The organism is Chromobacterium phragmitis, from assembly GCF_003325475.1.
In the GTDB taxonomy this organism is placed as follows: Bacteria; Pseudomonadota; Gammaproteobacteria; order Burkholderiales; family Chromobacteriaceae; genus Chromobacterium; species Chromobacterium phragmitis.
Map to the genome: position 1 here is coordinate 1,353,561 of NZ_CP029495.1, position 19,913 is coordinate 1,373,473.

Genomic DNA, 19,913 nt, shown 5'->3' on the forward strand with positions numbered 1-19,913 from the left:
ACTGATTTGCGCTTGTAATCAACACGCTACATCAAGTGTTTGCGATTTAACCCGCCTCAGCCTTGCAAAACCGCCGCGTATGGCGCGGCGTCTCCCTGCAGCACCACGTGCAGCAGGCTGGAGGACACCGCGGTGACGCCGCTGGCGCCCAGCGCTTGCAGCGCGGCCTGGTCCACCAGCGACGCGTCGGCCACCTCCACCCGCAGCCGGCTGCCTGCCACCGCCTCGATCTTGCGGACATTGGCGGCCCCGCCCAACGCGGCCAGCCAGCCCGCCTTGTCTATGCTGGCGCCGCTGGCCGCGGCCACGGACGCCAGCGTCTCGGCCACCGCCGGCTCGGCTTCAGCGCCGCCCAACGCGTTGCGGATCTCGTCGGCGATCAGATCGGCCTCCGGCCCCAGCACCACCTGCACGCTGCCGGCGGCGGGCTTGATCAGGCCGCGCGAGCCCAGCGCCTTCAGCGCGGCTTCGTTGACCTTGTCGTTGCTGGCCACCTGCAGACGCAAACGAGTGGTGCAGGCGTCAACCGACTTGAGGTTGGCGGCGCCGCCCAGCGCGTCGATAAAGGCGCGGGCGCGGCCGGTGCCGGCCTTGACCTCGACGGCGGCCACAGCCACGTCTTCGCGGCCCGGGGTCTTCAGATCGAACTTCTTGATGAAGAACACGAACAGGCCGTAGTACAAGGCGAAGTAAGCCGTGCCCACCGGCAGCAGATACAACGGATTGGTGGAGATGCCGTAATTGATCACGTAGTCGAACAGGCCCGCGGAGAAGCCGAAGCCCAGCTTGACGTTGAGCAGGTGCATGATGGCCATGGACAGGCCGGTCAGCACCGCGTGGATCGCGTACAGCGCCGGGGCCAGGAACATGAAGGCGAATTCCACCGGCTCGGTGACGCCGGTCAGCATCGCGGTCAGCGCCAGCGAGAACAGCAGGCCGCCGACGGCCGCGCGGTTTTCCGGCTTGGCGGTGCGGTACATCGCCAGGCAGGCGGCCGGCAGGCCGAACATCATCACCGGGAAGAAACCGGCCATGAACAGGCCCGCGCTCTTGTCGCCGGCGAAGAAGCGGGTCAGGTCGCCGTGCACCACCTTGCCGGCGGCGTCGGTGAAGTCACCGAGCTGGAACCAGAAGATGTTGTTCAGGATATGGTGCAGGCCGGTGACGATCAGCAGGCGGTTGAGCACGCCGAAGATGAAGGCGCCGACCTCGCCCAGGCCGATCAACCAGTGGCCGGTGCTGCCGATGGCGTCCTGCACCGGCAGCCAGACCCGCCCCAGCACCGCGGCCAGCACCAGCGCCGAAAAACCGGTGACGATCGGCACGAAACGCTTGCCGCCGAAGAAGGCTAAGTAGCTGGGCAGCTTGATGTCCTTGTAGCGGTTGTACAGATAGCCGCCCAACAGGCCGGACAGAATGCCCGACAGCACGCCCATGTTGATCTTTTCGTCGATCACCTTCAGCACCGCGGTCAACACCAGGTAGCCAATGGCGCCGGCCAGGCCGGCGGTGCCGTTGTTGTCCTTGGCGAAGCCGACGGCCACGCCGATGGCGAAGATCAGCGCCAGGTTGCCGAAGATGGCGTCCCCGGCCTGGGCCATGATCTTGATGTCCAACAGGTCGGGCTGGCCCAGCCGCAGCAGCAGGCCGGCCACCGGCAACACGGCGATCGGCAGCATCAGGGCGCGCCCCAGCTGCTGGATGCCGGCAAACTTGTTAAGAGTACTCACAACATATCTCCCAGGTTAATTCTGGTGCCGTCTTGTCCGATGGCGGCTCCCCAGCACTTCGCACCGATGCCCGCCGTCACGCGCCGGGCCACAGTTCCGTCACTCGGCCGCGCACCGCCTGCGGCGAGGCCAGCGTCAGCAAACGCCGCGCTTCTTCTTCGCAATGCCGGCGCGACAGGCCGCGCACCAGGCTCTTCACTTCCGGCACCAACCGCGGGCTGACCGACAGCTCGGCGACGCCCAGGCCGATCAGCACCGGCACCGCCTGCGGGTCCGACGCCATCGCGCCGCACACGCCCACCCACTTGCCATGCTGTTTCGCGCCGTCCACCGCGATGGCGATCAGCCGCAGCAGGCCGGGATGCAGCGAGTCGATGCGCGCGGCCAGCGTGGCGTTGCAGCGGTCCATCGCCAGCGTGTACTGGGTCAGGTCGTTGCTGCCTATCGACAGGAAATCGGCATGCTTGGCCAGTTGGTCGGCCAGCAGCGCGGCGGACGGCACTTCCACCATCACGCCCAGCTGCGGCCGCTCGGAAAGATTCATTTCGCCGGCCAGTTGCTCGATGCGCTCGCGCAGCCGGATCAACTCGCCGACATCGGCGATCATCGGCACCAGGATGCGCAGCCGCGACAGCGGCTTCACCGCCAGCAAGGCGCGCAGCTGGGTGTCCAGCATGTCCGGGTAGGCGAAGCCGGTGCGGATGCCGCGCAAACCCAGCGCCGGGTTCGGCTCCGGCGGCAACTGCAGATAGGGCACGTCCTTGTCGCCGCCCACGTCCAGCGTGCGGATGATGGCGTTGCGGCCGTCCAGCGCGTCCAGCACCGCCTGGTAGGCGGCGGTTTGCTCGGCTTGGTTCGGCGCGTCGCGGCGATCGATGAACAGGAATTCGGTGCGCAGCAGGCCCACCGCGTCCGCGCCGTGGGCCACGCCCTCGCGCGCGTCGTCGGCGTTGGCGATATTGACCGCCACCTCGATCGCCACCCCGTCGACGGTGATGGCCGGCGCGTTGGCCGAGGCCTGCATCATGCGGCGTCTGGCTTCCAGCTTCTCGATCTCGGCGCGGGCGGCCGCCAGGTCGGCCGCGCCAGGCCGCGGATGGGCGAGGCCGGCGCGCGCGTCCAGCACCAGGGTTTGCCCCTGCCCCAGCGCCAGCGCCGACGGTCCGCACGCCACCAGCGCCGGAATGCCCAGCGACCGCGCCAGGATGGCGACATGGCCGCTGGCGCCGCCGGCTGCGGTGATGATGCCGGCCACCTTGCCGCGCGGCAGCCGGGTCAGCGCCGACGGGGCCAAGTCCTCGGCCACCAGGATGGAGGCGTCGAACAGCTCGGGCCCCTGCTCCGGCTCGCCATACAGCGCCACCAGCACCTGGCGCTCGATGTCTTTCAGATCGGCCACCCGCTCGGCCAGCAACTGGTTGCCCAGGCCCGCCAGGATCGCGCACTGCGCGCGCACCGCTCGGCGGAAGCCGAAGCCCGCGCCGCAGCCGGCGGCGATGTCGTTCTCGGCTGCGGCCAGCAGCTCCGGGTCGTCCAGCAAGGCGAGGTGGGCGGCAAAGATGTCGCTCTCGGCGGTCGCGCCGCGGCGCAGCGCCGAGTCGATGCCGGACGAAATCTGATCCCTCACCTTGCCCAGCGCCGCCGCCAGCGCCACGCGCTCGGCGGCGATGCCCGCGCCCTGTTCCGGCAGCGGCATGTCGAAAGCGTCCAGCCGCACCGCCTGGCCGATGGCCAGCCCCGGCGCGGCGGCCACTCCGGCCAGATAACCCGCCACCTGCGGCGTCGCGCCGGCGGCAGGCTCGGCGGCATGGCCGGCAGAACTGCGGGTTTCCAGCGCCGCGGTCACGGCCGCCAGCGCGGCGTCCGCGCCGGCGCCGCTGGCGATCACCGCCACCCGGTCGTTCTCGCCCGCCCCCAGGCCCATCAGCGCCACCACGCTGCGGGCGTTGGCGCGCTTGCCGGAAAATTCGATGAACACCTCTGCCGCGCCCTGCTTGGCCGCCTGCTGCACCAGCGCCGACGGCCGCGCGTGCAGGCCGCCCTCATGGCGCACCGTCGCCTCGCCGCGGCATTCCGGGCCGCCGGCGGACTCGCGAGGGGAGACAGCCTCGCGAGCCGCCAGGGTCAGGAAGCGCGAACGGCCCGCTTCGAGCAGGCCTTCCGCGCGGCGGGGGAAACTGAACTGGTCGGAATTGGCGATCACCACCATGGTCTGCAGCGAAGGCGCCTGGCGCGCCACCGCGTCCAGATCCACTTCGATCAGCGGCTGGCCGGCTTGCACGCTGTCGCCGACGGCGACCAGCGGACGGAAGCCTCGGCCTTCCAGCTTGACGGTGTCGATGCCGATGTGGATCAGCACCTCGGCGCCATTCTCAGCCAAGAGGGTCAGCGCGTGGCCGGTGCGCGCCAGCTGCGCCACCGCGCCGCTACAGGGCGCGAGCAGCGTGGAGGACAGCGGTTCGATCGCCAGTCCGTCGCCCATCATCAGGCTGGCGAACACCGGGTCGGGCACGCGGTCGAGAGCGATCGCCGGCCCGGTGAACGGGGCCAGCAATTCGAGCGTTGCGGTCATCGAGAGTCCTTATTCTGTCGATATCGTTGTCGGCGGGCCGCGCTTGGCGGCCGCCGGGGCGGTCTTCGCCGCCTATCGATGCGTTCCCGGTCAGCGGGTGCGGGTCACCTTGGACAGGTGGCGCGGCACGTCCGGATTCAGGCCGCGCGCCTCTGACAGGCGGGCCGCCATCAGGTAGAAGCTCTGGATCGCCAGCAGCGGGTCCAGCGCCTCGTCGTCGGCCACCGCCAGCGTCAGGTCGCGGCTGGCCACATTGTCCGGCGCGGCCAGCAGCACGCGCGCGCCCCGGCCGCGCATTTCCTCGGCCAGATCGATCAGGCCCTGCTGCTCCGGACCGCGCGGCGCGAAGATCAGCAGCGGGTAGCCGTCGTCGATCAGGGCCATCGGGCCGTGCTTGATCTCGGCGCCGGAGAAGGCTTCGGCCTGGATGGCGCAGGTTTCCTTGAACTTCAGCGCGGCTTCCAGCGCGACGGCGAAGCCCAGGCCGCGGCCGACCACCATGATGCGTTCGGCCGGCTGCAATACCTCGATCGCAGCTGACCAGTCATGAGCGGCCGCCTCGTGCAGGCGCTGCGGCAGGTTTTCCAGCGCGGCGAGCAGCTTGTCGTCGTTGTGCCAATGGGCGACCAGGCGAGCGACGGCGGACAGCGACGTGATGTAGCTCTTGGTGGCGGCGACGCTCTTCTCCTCGCCGGCGCACAGCGGCACCGCCCAATGGCAGGCTTCCGCCAACGGCGATTGCTGCTTGTTGACCAGCGCCACGGTGTGGGCGCCGGCGGCGGACAGGGCTTTCATGGTGTCCACCAGGTCCGGACTCTGGCCGGATTGCGACAGCGCCACGGCCAACTGGCCCTCCACCGCCAGCGGCGACTGGTGCAGGGTGACCAGCGACATCGGCAGCGACACCACCGGAATGCCCAGCCGCTGCATCACCAGGTAGGCGAAGTAGCTGGCGGCATGATCGGAACTGCCGCGGGCGACGGTGAGCGCCAGGCGCGGACTGATGCGGGACAGCTCGCGCCCCAGCGCGGCCAGCCCTTCATCTGCGTACATGTGTTGCGCGGCGACCGCTTCGGCGGAATACAGCGCTTCCTCAAGCATCAACGAGGCCAATTTTCTCTCCCTCTACAAAGACTTGCTGCAAATTGAGATCCGCGTCCATCACCACGATGTCGGCCCAAGCGCCGGCCTCCAGCCGGCCTCGGTCGGCCAGGCCCAGATAGTCCGCCGGGTACAGCGACAGGCGATGCGAGGCGTCCGCCAGCGGCAGGCCGATGGACACCAGGTTGCGCAGCGCCTGATCCATGGTCAGCGTGCTGCCGGCCAGGGTGCCGTCGGCCAGGCGAACGCCGCCCATGCACTTGGTCACCGAGTGCGAGCCCAGCTTGTACTGGCCGTCCGGCATGCCGGCCGCGGCGGTGGAATCCGTGACGCAATACAGCCGCGGAATGGCGCGCAAGGCCGTGCGGATGGCGCCGGGATGGACGTGAAGCAAATCGGGAATCAGCTCGGCGTATTCGGCATGCGCCAAGGCCGCGCCCACCACGCCCGGCTCGCGATGGTGCAAGCCGGTCATGGCGTTGAAGAGGTGAGTGAAGCCGGAAGCGCCCTGCTCCAGCGCGGCCACCGCCTGCTCGTAGCTGCCGAGGGTGTGGCCCATCTGCATTCTGACGCCCTGGGCGCTGAGCTGGCGGATGATCTCCAGATGGTTGGGGATCTCCGGCGCCAGCGTGATCAGCGAGATCGGCGCCAGCGCGCGGTAGGCGTCTATCTGCCCCATCGCCGCCTGACAGGCGTCGTCGGGCTGGGCGCCCAGCTTGCCGGGATTGATGTATGGACCTTCCAGGTGCACGCCCAGCACGCGGCTGCCGCCCGGCGCCCGCTCCCGGCTGCAGCGGCCGATGTCCGCCAGCACGCGGGAGATTTCCTCGGGCGGCGCGGTCATGGTGGTGGCCAGCAAGGAGGTGGTGCCGAAGCGCGCGTGCAGCCGGGCCACATGGTTGACGGCCGCGCCGCCCTCCATGATGTCCACGCCGCCGCCGCCGTGCACGTGCAGGTCGATGAAGCCGGGCAGCAAGTAGCGCTCCGGCTGCCGGCCCGATGCCAGGCTGGCGTCTATCGCTGCGATGCGGCCGTCGGCCGCCAGGCGCACGGCGCCGTCCATCCAGCCCGCGGCTGTCAGGATGCGGCCCTGCAAGGTCTGCGTTTCAATCATCGTTTCAGTTCGGCTACAAAGTCGTAATAATCGTTGCGGCAATAGGTGTCGGTCAGCTCGATCGCCACGTTGTCGGCGTTGAAGCCGATCCGCGTGATCAGCAACATCGCCTCGCCGGGACGGATGCCCGCAAGCTGGGCCACGTCGCCCGAGGCGTTCACCGCCCGGATATGCTGCAAAGCCCGCACCACCGAATGGCCGGCCGCGTCCAAATGGGCGTACAGCGAAGTGCCCACCGCCTGCGGATCCGGCAAGTACGCCACCGGCATCGTGCTCATTTCTATCGCCATCACCACGCCGTCGGCGAGGCGCTGGCGCTTCAGCCGCGCCACCATCGAGGTCGGCGACAGCCCCAGCTTGATCACTTCTTCATTGCTGGGCGCGAACACGCCGCGCTCCAGCCACACCGAGGACGGCACGAAGCCGCGCAGCCGCAGCTGCTCGGTGAAGCCGGTCAGCCGCGACAGCGGTTGCTCCAGCCGGGGCGTGATGAAGGTGCCTGAACCCTGGCGCCGGCGGATCATGCCCTGCTCCAGCAGCACGTCCATCGCCTTGCGCGCGGTCACCCGCGAAATGCCCAGTTCTTCCGAAAACGTGCGCTCGGACGGCAGCGCCTCGTCCGCCTGCCACCAGCCGGCGTTGATCGCGTCGGCCAGTTTGCGCGACAGCTGCAGATACAGCGGCGTGCTCAGGTTTTCATCCGGTTTCAATGCTTGCCAGCGGTTTTCCATGATCGTCTGCAAGTGGTCTGAAAACTCCAGTGTAAGCCCAGTCCCGCGACGCCGGTATCCCGCCGCGGAACCATGCCGCGCGTAGTTGTCCCGTTACAGCTCGAACGGTAATACCACATTAATACCACGTCAATACCAATTATCAAGCTGCAAGCAATTCACGCATTGCGCATGGCAACAAAGCGACAGCAGAACAAAGAAAGGGAAGATTCGAAACGCGGATAAAACGCAAAGCGACCAAGTGGACAGGTTTCTCCGGCAGAGATCCTTGTCAGAATCAGCGATTCCGGTCTAAGCGAGAGGAATTGGTATTAACACCAATTTGTAAACTTATATTTAAATTATTGATCGGATTTTCAATCATCAAGCCGAGGCAAGGGCGATTTCCGCCCTGGCTGATGACCATGCGCTTGCATACCACTACCCAACAAGGAGTCCGCATGAAACTGCATTGGCATCTTCCCGCCGCGTTGACCCTGAGCTGCCTGGCCGTCCCGCTTTGGGCCCATGGCACCATGGAAGTCCCGATCAACCGCACTTACAGCTGCTTCCTGGAGGGCCCGGAAGCGCCCAAGACCGCCGCCTGCCAGGCCGCGAAGCAAGTGGGCGGCACCCAGGCGATGTACGACTGGAACGGCATCAACCAAAATCCGCAAGGCGACAATCACCAGGCCGCGGTGCAGGACGGCACCCTGTGCGGCGGCGGCAAGTCCGAGTTCAAGGGCTTCAACCTCGCCCGCAGCGACTGGCGCAGCACCAGCATCGTGCCTGACGCCAGCGGCAACTACGAATTCGTCTACAAAGCCACCGCTCCGCACGCCACCAAATATTTCAAGTTCTACGTCACCCGCAATGGCTGGAATCCATCCATGCCGCTGAAGTGGTCCGACCTGGAGCTGTTCGGCACTTACAACGGCACGCCGCCGCTGGACGCCAGCAAGCGCTACAAGATGACGATGAAGCTGCCCGCCGGCAAAACCGGCCCCCACATCATCTTCAATGTCTGGAAGCGCTCCGACAGCGAAGAGGCCTTCTACTCGTGCTCCGATGTCCGCTTCGGCGGCGACCCCGCGCCGCCGGCCGCCAATCCGTGGAAAGAAATCGGCAACGTCGCCGCGCGGGAAAACCTGCCGGCCGGCAGCAGCGCCACGCTGCGCGTGTTCGACAGCCAGGGCCGCGACGCCGAGAAGCACACGGTGGCACTGAACGCCGCCGGCGGCCAGACCGCCAACTGGCCGTACGAGCTGGCCTTGAAGGTGAACGCCGCCTCACCGTCCATCCGCATCGGCGTGATGAAATCGCAGCAGCGCGCCGTCTCCATCGTTCCGGTGAAAGACGCCACCGCCAATCGCGTCTACCTGAACGACAGCTACAAAGGCTACAGCTTCACCATTGACCTGAAGAAGGGAGACGGCGGCGCGCAGCCGCCGGCCGCCAACGCCTGGAGGGAAGGCGGCCAATACGCGGCCGGCCAGGTCGTCGGCTACCAGGGCAAGTCTTACCGCTGCCTGCAGGCGCACACCGCCTGGGCCGGCGCGGGCTGGACGCCGTCCACCCAAGCCACGCTGTGGCAGCCGCTGTAACAGGCAGCCGCCCATGAAAAACGCCGCCCTGATGAGCGGCGTTTTTCTTTACTCAGCGGCGCCAACTGATCAGCACCACCGCCGTCACGATCACCATCATGGCGAGCATTTCGTGAACGCCGACATGCTCGCCCAAAAATACCGCGCCCAGCAGCACCGCGATCACCGGATTGACATAGGCGTAACTGGTAGCCGCCGCCGCCGACACCGTCTTCAGCAGATGCAGATACGCGCTGTAGGCGATCATCGAGCCGAACACCGTCAGATACAGCAGCGCGGCCCAGCCCTCGACGCCGGGCCAGGCGGCCAGGCGCTCTCCGACTGCGAAGCTTGAGGCCACCAGCGCCAGGCCGCCGCAGATCATGATCCAGGCGCTGCCCATCGCGCCTGCCGGCTGCGGCAGCTTCTTGCTCCAGGCCGAGCCCAGCGCCCAGCCGGCCGAGGCCAGGATCAGCAGCGCCGCGCCGCGCGGGCTGGCGCTAAGGCTGGAACCCAGATTCAGCAGCGCGATGCCCAGCACCCCCAGCGCCATCCCCGCCCACTCCAGCGGCCGCGACCGGTGGCCGAACCAGCGGGCGAACAGCAGCGTGAACAGCGGCACCGTGGCGATCACCAGCGCCGCCGCGCCGGACGACACCTCGCGCTCGGCCACCGTCACCAGCCCATTGCCTATCGCCGGCATCAGCACGCCCAGCAAGGCCGCGCCGCCCAGCTGGCGCGCATTCGGCCACGGCGTCCGCTTCCAGACGAGATAAGCCAGCACCAAGCTGCCGGCCAGCAGGAAGCGGATGCCCGCCATCAACAGCGGCGGCCAGGATTCGACGCCGATGCGGATCACCAGATAAGTGGAGCCCCAGACGACATAAAGCGCGAGAAAGGCGGCCAGCGTCAGCGGCGCGAGGCGTGAAAAAGGCATGGCTCAGTCCGTAAATTTCGAACTCAAACCATGCCGTATGCAAGCCGAAACGGCAAGCGTCTTAACGCGTCGCCAGCCGCTGCAAGATATTGGAGAACTCTTCCATATAGGTGTCGAAGCGGGTGGCGAGGCGGTCGACGTCGGTGGCGAAGCGGTTGTACGCCACCACCGCCGGGATCGCCGCGAACAGGCCGATCGCCGTGGCCACCAGCGCCTCGGCGATGCCCGGCGCCACCGTGCTCAGCGTCGCCTGGCCGGCGTTGCCCAGGCCGATGAAGGCATGCATGATGCCCCACACCGTGCCGAACAAGCCGATATAAGGGCTGACCGAGCCGACCGTGGCCAAGAAGGAGGTATGGCTGTCCAGCGCATCCAGCTCGCGCTGCGCCGCCGCCCTCATCGCGCGGCGGGAGCCATCCATGATGTCGGACAGCTCGGCGCCGCTGCGGCCGCGCTGCTTCAGGAATTCGGCGAAGCCGGACTGGAAGATGCGCTCCATGCCCACGGTGTCGCTGCGGCGGCACACATCCTCGTACAGGCGGTTCAAATCCGCTCCGCTCCAGAAATTGCGCTCGAACTCCTCGCTGTGGCGCTTGGCGGCCCGCAGCACCGAGACCTTGTTGAAGATCAGCGCCCAGGACAGCACCGACGTCAGCGCCAGGCCGGCCATCACCAGCTGCACCAGCAGGCTGGCGTTCAGGATCAGGCTGATAAAAGAAATCTGTTGCACGTTTTATTCCTCAGTTCACACACGGCCTAGCGCAATACGCGGCCGCTCTCCAGATCGATGATGGTCGATGGCTTGCGCCGCTTGCCGATGCGGCCCGGCAGCGTCAGCACCTTGTCCTTGAAAGCCATTCGACAGGCTCGCGCCGTCTTCAGCGACTTCTGCCCCGCCCGGTTGGCCGAGGTGGACACCAGCGCCGTGCCCAGGCGCCGGCACAACGCCGCCGCCTCGCCATGGGCGGTCACCCGCACCGCGATCTTGTGATGCCTGCCGCGCAAAGCCGGCGGCACCCGCCGCGACGCCGGCAGCAAAAAGGTATATGGACCGGGCCAATAGCGCGCCAGTTCCGCGCGCTGCGCGGCGGACAACGGCTTGACCAAGTGGCGGATCTGCTCGACATCGGCGGCGATGACGATCAAACCCTTGTGATTGGGGCGCGCCTTGATCGCCAGCACCCGGCGTATCGCCCGGGCATCCAGCGGGCGGCAACCCAAACCGTAACAGGATTCGGTGGAATAAGCGATGACGCCGCCAACGCGCAACTGCTTGCGGGACCGTTGCTGCAGGCGGCTGCCTGGCAGGCGCGGCAAGGGGCCGGAACCGGACTTCATGATGGATCGGACTAGATGAAAACGGGAAACCGCCATTGTAGCGGCAACGGCGCAAAAACACAGACGCAAATATGGAACAAGAACAGAAAACGACGCCGGAGCGGCCTCCCGGCACGCTCCGGCAGCGGACACGCGTCAGAGCAGCAAGTGCTCATGGTCTTCCGGCGGCGATTCCGGCGCGGCGCGCCAGGCATAGCAGCGCGCGGGCACGCCGGCGTCTGAGCTGAACTGCTTCAACCAATAAGCCAACCGGCGCCAGCAACGCTTTTCATGGCTGAGAAAACGCAATAGCCGGCGGCGACTTCCAGGCTCCGGATCTGCCGGCAGGCCTTGCTCGGTAATCAATGTGGACATGATGGCTCGCTCCAGGATGGGGACTTGCATCGGACTGATGAGCGAACTGTAGCGGGCAGGACGTCAACTTCCCGTGAAGATAACCGCCGCGGATATCAAATTTTCATAAATGCCTGACTGGAGTGCCAACAAGGCTAGAATGCACGCACACTCTTTTACATTTCAAAATGTAAAAACCCTGCCCATTCATGAGCATAAAATTTCTCAACTGCAATTTGTAAACGAATTGAAAACGAATTAACTAAAAATTATTGGCATAAAAAATCATCGGCTGGCAAAATTATACAAGCGGATACATTTTCAGATACCAAACAATACCAAAAGGCAAGAGTAATGCCCCTGCATGCGCGCATCGGCTCGGCTGTTTTCGCGGAACAAGCCCGGGCCCTACAAACTCAGGCGGATGAGCTGTCCAGCGACTTCAGCCAGGCTGTAGAAATGATTCATGCCACGCAAGGCAAGCTGATCGTCTGCGGCATGGGCAAATCCGGCATCATCGGCCGCAAAATCGCCGCCACCTTCGCCTCCACCGGCACCTCCAGTTTCTTTGTCCATCCCGGAGAGGCCTTTCATGGCGACCTGGGCATGATCAGCCCGCAAGACAGCGTGCTCTTGCTGTCCAACAGCGGCGAGACCGAGGAAGTGCTGCGCCTGCTGCCCTACCTGAAACACATCGGCGCGCCGGTACTGGCCATCACCGGCAGAAGCGACTCCACGCTGGCCCGCGAGGCGGACTGCGCGTTGCTGGTGCCCATCGAGCGCGAAGCCTGCCCTCACAATCTGGCCCCCACCACGTCAACCACCCTGACACTGGTAATGGGCGATGCGCTGGCTGTGGCCTTGATGGAACTGCGCCAGTTCCAGCCCACCGACTTCGCCCGCTTCCATCCCGGCGGCTCGCTGGGCAGAAAGCTGCTGACCCGCGTCCGCGATGTGATGACGCCAGGCATTCCCAGCAATCACCCGGGCGACAACTTCAAGCAAGTCGTCAACAGCATGACCAAGGGCTGTCTGGGCCTGACCGTGGTATTGGGCGATGAGGGGAATCTGCTAGGCATCGTGACCGATGGCGATCTGCGCCGGGGCATGGAGCGCCACGAATCGCCGCATGCGCTGCAAGCCCGGCAACTGATGACGCCCGCTCCCCTGACGATTTCCTGCGACGCGATGTTTGCCGAAGCGGAAGAGCTGATGCTGAAACGCAAGATCACCTCTCTGGTCGCGGTAGACCAATACGACCGCCCCGTCGGCATCATCAAGTATTTCGACCTGTGACGGCGCACCATGGCTGGGGCGTGATGCGCAGTTCGGTGCACGCGCTGTTTCTGAGAGAGCTGAAAACCCGCTTCGGCGAATACCGCCTGGGCTACCTGTGGGCCTTGCTGGAGCCGGTTGCCCACATGGTGGTGATGCTGGCGATCATCGGCTATCTGCTGCATCGCACGATGCCCGACATCTCGTTCCCGATTTTCCTGCTGTGCGGCATCGTGCCCTATGCGCTGTTCTCCAATATCGCCACCCGTTCGCTGAACGCGGTGGAGGCCAACCGCGGCCTGTTCAGCTATCGGCCGGTTCACCCGGTAGACGCGGTCTTGGCGCGCAGCCTGCTGGAATGCCTGATCCAGACATCCTGCTTCGCCGTGCTGCTTCTCATCCTCTGGCTGCTAGGGGAATCCATGCGGCTGAACGACATCCCTGGCCTGATCGCCATCTGGCTGGCGCTGGCGCTGTTGTCGCAAGGCATTGGATTTGTCTTCATGGTGTTGGGCCATGCGTTCAAGGCGGCGGACAAGATCCTGCCCATCTTGATCAAGCCCTTGTACTTCGCCAGCGGCGTGATGTTCTCTTTGCACATCATTCCCGCCGAATACCGCTGGCTGGTGGACTGGAACCCGCTGCTGCATGCCTTTGAACTGATGCGCCATGCGGTGTTTCCCGGCTACCCGCTCTACGGAGTCAGCCTTTCCTATCTCTGGCTGTGCGCGCTGGCCATGTCCTTTGTCGGGCTTCTGCTCTACAAGGCCCGCGAGCCGGCCATCCTACGCTCATGATACAGATCCGCAATCTCAGCAAGTCCTATCGCACGCCGGCCGGCCGGCATTACGTGTTCCGGGACCTGGACCTCGACATTCCATCCGGCGTCAGCGTCGGCCTGATCGGCCGCAACGGCGCCGGCAAGTCCACCTTGCTGCGTATTCTGGGCGGCATGGACCGGCCCGACTGCGGGCAGGTGCGCGCCACCGGCCGCATCTCCTGGCCGGTCGGCCTGGCAAGCGGCTTCCAAGGCAGCATGACCGGCCGCGAGAACGTCAAGTTCGTCGCTCGCCTCTACGCGGCCAAACACGAACTCGCCGAAAAAGTGGCCTTCGTCGAGGCCTTCGCCGAACTTGGCAAACACTTCGACATGCCGATCAAGACCTATTCCTCCGGCATGCGCTCACGGCTGGGATTCGGCCTGTCGATGGCCTTCGACTTCGACTACTACCTGGTCGATGAAGTCACCGCCGTCGGCGACGCCAGCTTCAAGGCCAAGAGCGCCCGCATCATCGAACAGAAACGGAAACACAGCCAGTTCCTGATGGTTTCCCACAACCTGGCCGAGATCAGGCGTTTCTGCGATGCCGCCCTGCTGCTTGGCCGCGATGGCGTCCGCTACTTCCCCCTGATAGACGAAGCCATAGCGGCTTACCAGAAAGACGAAGATGTTCAAGTGGTTTGAAAAACTCCAGGCCGACGGCTCCGCAGCCATGCCCGCATCTGCCTTGCCATGGCAGCGCCTGCTCAAGCGCGACAAGCTGGCCGCGCTGCTGATCGCGCTGCCGCTGCTGCTGACCAGTCTGTATTTCCTCACCTTGTCCCAGGACCGCTACGTCAGCGAAGCGAAGGTCGTGGTCAAACGCGGCGCCGACGACAAGGCCGGCAGCCTGGACCTGGGCATGCTGCTGGGCGGCGGCGCGTCGACGCTCCGCGAAGACGCCATGCTGCTGCAGCAGTACATCCACTCGCCGGACATGCTGGCCCGCCTGGACCAGACGCTGAATCTGAAGCAGGCTTTCGGCGTCCCCGCCGGCTGGGATTGGTTGTACCGGCTCCCCGCAGATGCGACGCGGGAAGACTTCCTAGATTACTACCGCAACCGCGTCGACATTCAATTCGACGATAAAACCTCCTTGCTGGCCATCCGCAGCCAGGGTTTCACCCCTGAGTTCTCCCAAAAGCTCAACCGCGCCATCCTGGCCGAAAGCGAGCGCTTCATCAATGAGCTGTCGCACAAGATCAGCCGCGAGGACATGGCCTTCGCCCAGCGCGAAGTCGACAACGCGTACGCGGAACTCCGGCAGGCGCGCGAGAAGCTGCTCACCTACCAGAACCGCCATGGCCTGATCGACCCCCAGGCCCAGGCCCAGGCCACCGGCCAACTAGTAGCCGAACTGGAGGGCAAACAGGCGCAAATGGAAGCCGAGTTGCGCAATCTGCAAAGCTATCTGCAGAACGACTCACCCCAAGTGGTGTCCGCCCGCAACGCCTTGGAGGCACTGAAAACCCAGATCGCGCGGGAAAAAACCAAACTCACGTCGGCCGAAGACGACAAGCTCAACCGCAAGGCGTCGCAATTCCAGGAAATACGCGCCTGGGTGGAGTTCCGCACCGACCTGTACCGACTGGCGCTGACCGCGCTGGAAAAGGCCAAGGTGGCGGCCGCGCACAAACAGAAAAGCCTGGCCGTGATCAGCTCGCCGCAACTGCCGGAGCTGGCGGAATATCCGCGCCGCCTCTACACGCTGGCCTCGCTGCTGCTGGTCGCTTCGCTGCTGTACGGCACTATCCGGCTGGCTCTCTCCATTATTGAAGATCACAAGATTTGACATGCGACCGACCCCTATCGCTCTGACGCTCGTATCGAGCCTGACGCTCGCCATGCCTGCCGCTCATGCAGGCCCAGGAAATAGCCAAGCCGATCCGGCCCAACTGGCCGTCATGAAACCGGGCAAGCCCGCAGCGGAACTGCCGCAAGCCGCCACCGCGCCGCAAGTACCGGTGCAGGCGCCTGGGCGGATGTTCGGTTCCCAGCTGTTCGGCGGCGCCTTCCGCCACAGCGCCGGCAGCGGCTTCAATCCCGATTACCAGATCAGCATCGGCGACCGCGTCTCCTTGCGCCTGTGGGGCGCCTTCCTGTTCGACGGCCAACTGATGGTGGACCCACAGGGCAATATCTTCGTGCCCAATGTCGGCCCGGTGATGGTGGCCGGCGCCCGCAACGGCGAATTGAACCAACTGGTCGGCAACCATGTTCGCAGGGTGTACAAGGCCAACGTCAATGTCTACGCGGCGCTTGACGTCGCGCAGCCGGTCAAGGTCTTCGTCACTGGCTTCGTCACACAGCCCGGCCTTTACGGCGGCATCGCCGCCGACAGCGTGCTCAGCTACCTGGACAAAGCCGGCGGCGTCGACCCCGACCGCGGCAGCTACGTGGATATTTCCATCCGCCGCGGCGACACCATCCGCAAACGCCTCAGCCTGTACGACTTCCTGCTCAAGGGCCGGCTGGACCTGGCGCAGTTCTCCGACGGCGACGTGATCGTCGTCGGCCCCCGCCAGCACACCTTCGCCATCTCGGGCGAGGTCTACAACGCCTACGACTTCGAATTCGGCCAATCCCGCATCAGCGTCAGCGACGCGCTGGCGATGGCCCGCCCCAAACCCGGCGCCACCCACGTCAGCATCATCCGCCGCCAGGGCAGCGAAAAGACCAGCGAGTACTACCCGCTGGCCCAGGCCGGCGATGTGCAACTGAACGACGGCGACCAGCTCACCGTCACCGCCGACCGCTACGCCGGCACCATCCAGGTCCGCGTGGAAGGCGCGCACTCCGGCGAGCACGCCATCGTGCTGCCCTATGGGGCGACGATGGCCGACGTCTTGGCCAAAGTCCGCTCCAACAGCATGTCGCAAACCGACTCTATCCAGTTGTTCCGCAAGTCGGTGGCCGAACGCCAGAAAACCATGCTGGCGCTGTCATTGCAAAAGCTGCAGGAAACCGCCTTCTCCGCCCGCTCCTCCACCAAGGAGGAGTCCGAGCTGCGCACCCGCGAAGCCGAGTTGATCGAACGCTTCGTCGCCAAGGCCGGCAAAGTCGAGCCCAAGGGCCAGGTCGTGCTGAACGAAAAAGCCCTGCAAACCACCCTGCTGGAAGATGGCGACGTGATCCGGATACCGGAAAAAACCAGCGTGGTCATGGTCCATGGCGACGTGCTGTTCCCCAATGCGGTCAGCTGGCAGTCGGGACTGAACGTGGGCGACTACGTGGAACAAGTGGGCGGTTACAACCAGAGCGCCGACAAATCCCGCCTGGTTCTCATGAAACAGAACGGCGAGGCGCTGCCCGTCAGCGAACGCGCCAAAGTAGCAGCCGGCGACGAAGTGATGGTGATGCCGAAGATAGACAGCAAGAACATCGAAGTCACCCGCGGGATTACTCAAATTCTTTATCAAATTGCAGTAGCGGCCAAAGTTATTCTTGATCTATAAATGAAAGAAAATCACATGTCCATAATGACTGTCATTATTCCTATTCGCATTTCCCCTGAGCGTATTGATGCCATAGAGCGCCTTGATTACATATCACTTGATCAAGAATGTCCGACATCAATTGAATTCATGATCGTTGATGATGGCTCTCCTAAATATTTATCAGAAAAATTAATTGAGAAGTGTCGCTGCATTGGTGCAACATATCTAAGGATTGAATCAGAAACATCTCTTTTCTCCATAGGCCGCGCTCGAAATTTTGGCGCACAAAATGCAAATGGGAAATATATATTATTTCAAGACGTAGACTTAATGCCATACAATGGATTTTACAATGACGCAGTAAATGAATGTTCTATTCAAAAATTAGATAAATTTGCCGACAACTTTATTATGTTTGGCGTTATATATCTCACTCAAGATGCAACATCAGAATTTATTGAAACACCGCACTTAACAAGAAAATCAAAATTTATTCAATATCTTATTGAGGACAATAAAGATAAAATAGAAAAATTCTCCACCGGGACATCGGTCACTATTTGGAGAAAAGATCACTATTTATGCACAGGTGGAAATGACCCCGAGTTTGAGGCATGGGGCTTTGAAGATCTTGAATATACTTGTCGAGCATTTCGCCGAAATAGAAAATTCCCGCTGCCAAGTGATGCGCAACTAGATTATAGTAATTTCTCTTCAATACAAGAATACAAAGGTTGGAAAAGTATTTACCGTTTATTTGGCGACATTACCTTCAAAAAGGGGATGGTAATGTTCCATGCATGGCATCCTATTGAGCACAACAGTAATTATATTCAAGGAAAGTCTGAAAACAAAAGGAAATTTGAAAAAAAAATCGCCGACTTTGCAAGAACAGGGAAAGAGCCCGAAGCTTTGAAAATGATTTCCAGCGGCAAATCTATAATATTCAGAAGTAATCCGTGGGTATACAATAAGTGGACCTCACCATTTTTTGGAGAACTAGTTTTACTGGATGAGTGTGAGTTTGATGGGATTGATATAATTAAATATATCGAAATCAATCAAATTGATAGAGTAATATTTCACAACCCTTACGCCTCGGAAAAGATGCACAGCATCTACAATGTCATTCGGGAAAATTTAGTTCCATATTACGTTTGCGAGAGAGGCGCATTGCCAGACTCAGTTTTTATTGATAGCAATGGCTTTAATTATGATAGCTCAAGTTACTATCCCAAAAATTGGGATTCCCCCCTAACAGAGCAACAAAGAAAAGATTGTTTAAAATATATAATTAACGAAAAAAACTCTCAAAAATATTTAGAATTACAGCCTGAAAAAATTACACCTTACAGCTTGAAAAATACTCTGCAATTAAACCCTCTTGATAAAATATTATTTATTCCACTGCAAAGACCAACCGATACTGTCATCCAACATTTTTGCGGGCCCATTGGCTCCTATGAAAACTTCATTTCACTCATAGAAGAACTAGTGGAAGCATTACCCTCCTCTTGGAAAGTTGTAATTAAAAAACATCCACTAGAGGATAGTGCCCCAGATATACCTGGGGCTTATTATGCAAATAATTTCAACATTACCAGTTTGATAGAGGCATCAAATGCTGTTCTATTAATCAATTCTGGCGTAGGGGTAACTGGCCTTATCCATGAAAAGCCAGTGTTTGTCGCAGGGAATGCTTTTTATAACCACCCAGGTCTTTGCAAAAGTGTCACAACAGCCGCCGAGCTAATTAGTAGCATAGAAAATTTCAAACCATGCCAAGAGAAAGTAATTAGATTTATAAAATATCTATCGCAAGATTTTTATTCATTTGCCAATTTCAAAACTCGACTTGTCGACTGGACAGATGGAAGCAAAATGACTGCAACCACTGCGATTGACTATTACATTCTAAGAATCCCAAATTTTGAAGAAATGGTTTTAGAAAGGTCTACCGCACCTAAAATTCAAACATCATCCATACTATTTGACCGATATAGAAACCAAGGCGGAATTATTAGAACGGGGGCGCCAAAAAACACTTCCTCCACTAGTAATCATTCACAAGAACACAAGCAAAATCAAAACAAATACAGTATCGAACAAAAAAAAATAATCCGTAAGAGAAAATTTAAAAAATTAATCGAAACACCTGGAAAATTTTTCAGGGACTCGCAACATGGAATCTTTAAAATCCTAGGGAAGGTAATTAAATAATGGATCAAAATATTACCATATCGGGAGAGGGAAATTGCATTACATTTCAAGAGACAAAAAATAATCAGCTAATAGGCGGCGAGATAAAGATAAAAGGAAGTAATAACAAAATTACAGTTATGAAAGGCTCGTTGCTTAACAATTTCTCCATACTAATTGAGAGCGATAACAATGAAATACTTATAGGGGAGAATTGTTGCTTGAGCGGGAAATTAATAATGAAGCTTACCGATGGGAACCGGTTTACCATAGGAAATAAAACTACTATTGGCGGAGCTAATTTTATATGCGGCGAGGGTAAGTCAATATCTATCGGCGAAGACTGCATGATAGCTTGGGGCATCGAATTCAGAACAACAGACTCCCATGCAATAATTAACATAGAGAGTAACGAGAGAATTAATTTTGGGGAGGATATAGTTGTACATAATCATGTCTGGATCGGTGCCCATACAACAATATTAAAAGGTGCCAGCATAAACGAAAATGCAATCATAGGAATCAGATCTGTTGTTCCATCTGGGGAATATAAGGGCAATTGTATTTATGCTGGAGCACCTGCAAAATTAATCAAAACCAATACGACATGGGACAGAAAGCTTTTAGGATAATGTAAAGATGCTTCTAACCCAACAGGCAAGCCATCTTGGCATAAGCCGATTAATAAAGATTTCAATGAAACAACACAATCAAGAACAGTCTTTTCACCACAGGCCGCCACCAGAAAACCTCCTGCCAGAGTG

At 61.0% G+C, this 19,913-nt stretch carries 17 protein-coding genes; 8 read left to right on the top strand and 9 right to left on the bottom strand.

Annotation, left to right across the window (positions count from 1 at the left end; all coding sequences use genetic code 11):
• Positions 1-56: 56 nt before the first annotated feature.
• From nagE to DK842_RS06495, 5 genes are all read right to left on the bottom strand, one after another.
• Positions 57-1,730 (bottom strand): N-acetylglucosamine-specific PTS transporter subunit IIBC, encoded by a 1,674-nt coding sequence (gene nagE, locus DK842_RS06475; RefSeq protein WP_114060732.1) that lies wholly within the window; start codon positions 1,728-1,730, stop codon positions 57-59.
• A gap of 76 nt (positions 1,731-1,806) precedes the next feature.
• Complete coding sequence (gene ptsP / locus DK842_RS06480) at positions 1,807-4,302, bottom strand: phosphoenolpyruvate--protein phosphotransferase (protein ID WP_114060733.1); 2,496 nt, start codon at positions 4,300-4,302, stop codon at positions 1,807-1,809.
• A 90-nt stretch (positions 4,303-4,392) separates the two neighbouring features.
• A complete protein-coding gene (locus tag DK842_RS06485) occupies positions 4,393-5,415 on the bottom strand; it encodes an SIS domain-containing protein (protein ID WP_232538612.1) in 1,023 nt (340 codons plus the stop codon).
• Positions 5,396-6,517, bottom strand: coding sequence for an N-acetylglucosamine-6-phosphate deacetylase (gene nagA / locus DK842_RS06490; protein WP_114060735.1), 1,122 nt, complete (start codon positions 6,515-6,517; stop codon positions 5,396-5,398). Before nagA ends, DK842_RS06485 begins: the two co-directional genes overlap by 20 nt.
• On the bottom strand, positions 6,514-7,248 hold the full coding sequence (locus tag DK842_RS06495) for a GntR family transcriptional regulator (RefSeq protein WP_114060736.1): 735 nt from the start codon (positions 7,246-7,248) through the stop codon (positions 6,514-6,516). Before DK842_RS06495 ends, nagA begins: the two co-directional genes overlap by 4 nt.
• A 440-nt stretch (positions 7,249-7,688) precedes the next feature.
• Here DK842_RS06495 and DK842_RS06500 point away from each other — a divergent pair, with 440 nt between their 5' ends.
• Positions 7,689-8,831, top strand: a complete 1,143-nt coding sequence (locus tag DK842_RS06500) for a lytic polysaccharide monooxygenase (RefSeq protein ID WP_114060737.1) — start codon at positions 7,689-7,691, stop codon at positions 8,829-8,831.
• Positions 8,832-8,883: 52 nt separating this feature from the next.
• Here the strand turns inward: DK842_RS06500 and yedA are convergent, their stop codons facing one another.
• The 4 genes from yedA to DK842_RS06520 form a co-directional block, all read right to left on the bottom strand.
• The gene (gene yedA, locus DK842_RS06505) at positions 8,884-9,747 is read right to left on the bottom strand and encodes a drug/metabolite exporter YedA (RefSeq protein WP_114060738.1); all 864 of its coding nucleotides are present in this window, start codon (positions 9,745-9,747) and stop codon (positions 8,884-8,886) included.
• A gap of 61 nt (positions 9,748-9,808) precedes the next feature.
• Positions 9,809-10,477 (bottom strand): protein TolQ, encoded by a 669-nt coding sequence (gene tolQ, locus DK842_RS06510; protein ID WP_114060739.1) that lies wholly within the window; start codon positions 10,475-10,477, stop codon positions 9,809-9,811.
• A 26-nt stretch (positions 10,478-10,503) separates the two neighbouring features.
• Positions 10,504-11,085, bottom strand: a complete 582-nt coding sequence (locus DK842_RS06515; RefSeq protein WP_198414645.1) for an L-threonylcarbamoyladenylate synthase — start codon at positions 11,083-11,085, stop codon at positions 10,504-10,506.
• 135 nt (positions 11,086-11,220) lie between these two features.
• The gene (locus tag DK842_RS06520; protein WP_145963980.1) at positions 11,221-11,439 is read right to left on the bottom strand and encodes a hypothetical protein; all 219 of its coding nucleotides are present in this window, start codon (positions 11,437-11,439) and stop codon (positions 11,221-11,223) included.
• 438 nt (positions 11,440-11,877) lie between these two features.
• Between DK842_RS06520 and DK842_RS06525 the strand changes: the two genes are divergently transcribed.
• Genes DK842_RS06525 through DK842_RS22905 form a run of 7 tightly spaced genes read left to right on the top strand, consistent with a single transcriptional unit; the run spans position 11,878 to position 19,781 of the window.
• A complete protein-coding gene (locus DK842_RS06525) occupies positions 11,878-12,714 on the top strand; it encodes a KpsF/GutQ family sugar-phosphate isomerase (RefSeq protein ID WP_232538613.1) in 837 nt (278 codons plus the stop codon).
• The gene (locus tag DK842_RS06530; RefSeq protein WP_198414646.1) at positions 12,711-13,490 is read left to right on the top strand and encodes an ABC transporter permease; all 780 of its coding nucleotides are present in this window, start codon (positions 12,711-12,713) and stop codon (positions 13,488-13,490) included. Before DK842_RS06525 ends, DK842_RS06530 begins: the two co-directional genes overlap by 4 nt.
• A complete protein-coding gene (locus tag DK842_RS06535) occupies positions 13,487-14,158 on the top strand; it encodes an ABC transporter ATP-binding protein (protein ID WP_114060742.1) in 672 nt (223 codons plus the stop codon). Before DK842_RS06530 ends, DK842_RS06535 begins: the two co-directional genes overlap by 4 nt.
• Positions 14,142-15,305, top strand: a complete 1,164-nt coding sequence (locus DK842_RS06540) for a hypothetical protein (protein ID WP_198414647.1) — start codon at positions 14,142-14,144, stop codon at positions 15,303-15,305. Before DK842_RS06535 ends, DK842_RS06540 begins: the two co-directional genes overlap by 17 nt.
• A gap of 1 nt (position 15,306) precedes the next feature.
• Positions 15,307-16,968: a polysaccharide biosynthesis/export family protein gene (locus DK842_RS06545; protein ID WP_114060743.1), complete on the top strand. Its 1,662-nt coding sequence runs from the start codon at positions 15,307-15,309 to the stop codon at positions 16,966-16,968.
• 15 nt (positions 16,969-16,983) lie between these two features.
• Positions 16,984-19,170 carry a capsular polysaccharide export protein, LipB/KpsS family gene (locus DK842_RS06550; protein WP_168194827.1) on the top strand — a complete coding sequence of 729 codons (2,187 nt, stop codon included), beginning with the start codon at positions 16,984-16,986 and terminating at the stop codon, positions 19,168-19,170.
• Positions 19,170-19,781 carry an acyltransferase gene (locus DK842_RS22905; protein WP_145963981.1) on the top strand — a complete coding sequence of 204 codons (612 nt, stop codon included), beginning with the start codon at positions 19,170-19,172 and terminating at the stop codon, positions 19,779-19,781. Before DK842_RS06550 ends, DK842_RS22905 begins: the two co-directional genes overlap by 1 nt.
• The last annotated feature ends 132 nt before the right edge of the window (positions 19,782-19,913 follow it).

Excerpts from the sequence above, each read along its gene's own strand:
- DK842_RS06515 (WP_198414645.1), bottom strand. The coding sequence starts at position 11,085 with ATGAAGTCCGGTTCCGGCCCCTTGCCGCGCCTGCCAGGCAGCCGCCTG.
- DK842_RS06525 (WP_232538613.1), top strand. The coding sequence starts at position 11,878 with ATGATTCATGCCACGCAAGGCAAGCTGATCGTCTGCGGCATGGGCAAA.
- ptsP (WP_114060733.1), bottom strand. The coding sequence starts at position 4,302 with ATGACCGCAACGCTCGAATTGCTGGCCCCGTTCACCGGGCCGGCGATC.
- yedA (WP_114060738.1), bottom strand. The coding sequence starts at position 9,747 with ATGCCTTTTTCACGCCTCGCGCCGCTGACGCTGGCCGCCTTTCTCGCG.
- DK842_RS06495 (WP_114060736.1), bottom strand. The coding sequence starts at position 7,248 with ATGGAAAACCGCTGGCAAGCATTGAAACCGGATGAAAACCTGAGCACG.
- DK842_RS06535 (WP_114060742.1), top strand. The coding sequence starts at position 13,487 with ATGATACAGATCCGCAATCTCAGCAAGTCCTATCGCACGCCGGCCGGC.
- DK842_RS06520 (WP_145963980.1), bottom strand. The coding sequence starts at position 11,439 with ATGTCCACATTGATTACCGAGCAAGGCCTGCCGGCAGATCCGGAGCCT.
- DK842_RS06550 (WP_168194827.1), top strand. The coding sequence starts at position 16,984 with ATGTCCATAATGACTGTCATTATTCCTATTCGCATTTCCCCTGAGCGT.
- DK842_RS06540 (WP_198414647.1), top strand. The coding sequence starts at position 14,142 with ATGTTCAAGTGGTTTGAAAAACTCCAGGCCGACGGCTCCGCAGCCATG.
- nagA (WP_114060735.1), bottom strand. The coding sequence starts at position 6,517 with ATGATTGAAACGCAGACCTTGCAGGGCCGCATCCTGACAGCCGCGGGC.
- DK842_RS06545 (WP_114060743.1), top strand. The coding sequence starts at position 15,307 with ATGCGACCGACCCCTATCGCTCTGACGCTCGTATCGAGCCTGACGCTC.
- DK842_RS06500 (WP_114060737.1), top strand. The coding sequence starts at position 7,689 with ATGAAACTGCATTGGCATCTTCCCGCCGCGTTGACCCTGAGCTGCCTG.
- DK842_RS22905 (WP_145963981.1), top strand. The coding sequence starts at position 19,170 with ATGGATCAAAATATTACCATATCGGGAGAGGGAAATTGCATTACATTT.